The sequence below is a fragment of the Paracoccus sp. Z118 genome (assembly GCF_019061185.1).
Lineage (GTDB): Bacteria > Pseudomonadota > Alphaproteobacteria > Rhodobacterales > Rhodobacteraceae > Paracoccus.
This window is the reverse complement of record NZ_JAHQZU010000081.1, coordinates 1-1,602: the sequence shown is the minus strand read 5'-3', so window position 1 is coordinate 1,602 and position 1,602 is coordinate 1. Positions and strand designations below refer to the sequence as shown.

Below are 1,602 nucleotides of genomic sequence, written 5' to 3'. Positions count from 1 at the left end.
TCCGGCCGCGCGGTCGGAAAGTAGTAGCCCGAGGCCAGAACGAGACCGCCGACCAGATCGGGGTATTTGCGGGCCAGCGCCACGGCGACCAGGCAACCCCAGGAATGGCCGAGGACCGTGGCACGGGCAATGCCGAGCTGTGCAAGCGCGTCGTGGATCAGGTCGGCTTGCGCTTCGGCCGTCCAGATTCGGTCTCGCGGGCGCTCGCTGTGCCCGTAGCCGGGCCGGTCAAGGACGATCACGCGATACTTCCGGGCCGCAAGCTCGATCAGGCCGCTCGTCTCGAAGTCCTGGATCATGCTGCCGTTGCCATGCAGCAGGACCAGGGGCGCGCCGTTGCCGCGCTCCAGATAGTGAAGACGGACGCCGTTGACGTTCAGGAAGCTTCCAGCCGGGGGATTGTCGCGCTCCGCCTTTCGGGCCAGGAGATGATTGACGGCGGCCAAGGTGATCAGACCCACGGCGGCGAGGCCGAGCACAGCGGTCCGGCTGGGCGGGACCGCGGAGGATGACCGCTTGCGCACCCTGCTGTGCGGTTTCGCATGCACTTGCCTGCCAGGTTCAAAGCTCATGGGACATCCGATCTGGAAAAGCTGCATTGGGCGCCGAAGCGCGAACTCGCGCTGCAGTGCAGCATGCACTACGCGCGAACCCGGTTACTGGTTCCTTGCCTGGACGCTGGTGGGGCAACACCACTGTCGTAGAATGCCCGCGCGGAGGTAACGAAGGCTCCGGTCCAGCCAACCGCACCCTCGTTCCGCCCTTCTGAAATGTGGTGCTTCGCCTGCAGGGTCGGTCTTGCATCATCAGGCGGCGGGGCTCACTGCAACGGCCATGACCCATTCATCAGATCAGGCATCCAGATCGCTGGCCGCGCTCGGATGGTCGGCCTTCTTCGGCGACCAGTTGGAGCCGGCGGAAACTGCTCTCGCCAAGATGCGCATCGCGACCGTTCATCGGGCCAGAATGACGGCAGAGTCCGTCTCCGGGCCGCTGAGGCTGAAGCTTCCCGTTCATGCCAACACAGCGGATCATGCGGTCGGAGACTGGGTTCTCGTCGAGCCCGACACCCAGCTGCTCGTCCGCCGGCTGGAGCGGAAGACCCTGTTGCAGCGGCGCACCGAGGGTGGTCGAGTCCCGCAGCTGATCGCGGCGAACGTCGACACGCTCTTCATTGTCACCTCGTGCAACGACGACCTGAATCCCGCCCGGCTCGAGCGATACCTGGCGCTCGCGAATGAGGCCGGCACGACGCCGGTGATCGTTCTGACGAAAGCGGATCAGGTAATCGATGCCAAACCCTACCGGGACCAGGTGGCAGGCCTGCAGCGCGGGCTCGAGGTCGTGACGCTGAATGCCAGGTCGCCGGGGGCGGCGCGGGCGCTTGCGCCATGGTGCGGCACCGGTCAGACGGTCGCCCTGGTCGGCTCGTCGGGGGTGGGAAAATCCTCGCTGCTGAACACGCTTGCGGCGAAGACGCCCGAAGAGGCGCAGCTGACCGGCAGCGTCCGCGAGGCGGACGCAAAGGGTCGACACACGACCACATCGCGCTCGCTCCATGCGATTGTCGGCGGCGGCTGGGTAATCGACACGCCCGGCATT

Annotated in this window: 2 protein-coding genes; one reads left to right on the top strand and one right to left on the bottom strand. The window is 66.2% G+C overall.

The annotated features are described in order from the left end of the window. A partial coding sequence (locus KTN05_RS17485) for an alpha/beta fold hydrolase (protein WP_217330644.1) occupies positions 1-461 on the bottom strand: 461 nt, incomplete at its 3' end. Positions 462-834: 373 nt separating this feature from the next. On the opposite strand from KTN05_RS17485, the gene rsgA reads away from it, so the two are divergent. After that, a partial coding sequence (gene rsgA / locus KTN05_RS17480; protein ID WP_217330643.1) for a GTPase RsgA occupies positions 835-1,602 on the top strand: 768 nt, incomplete at its 3' end.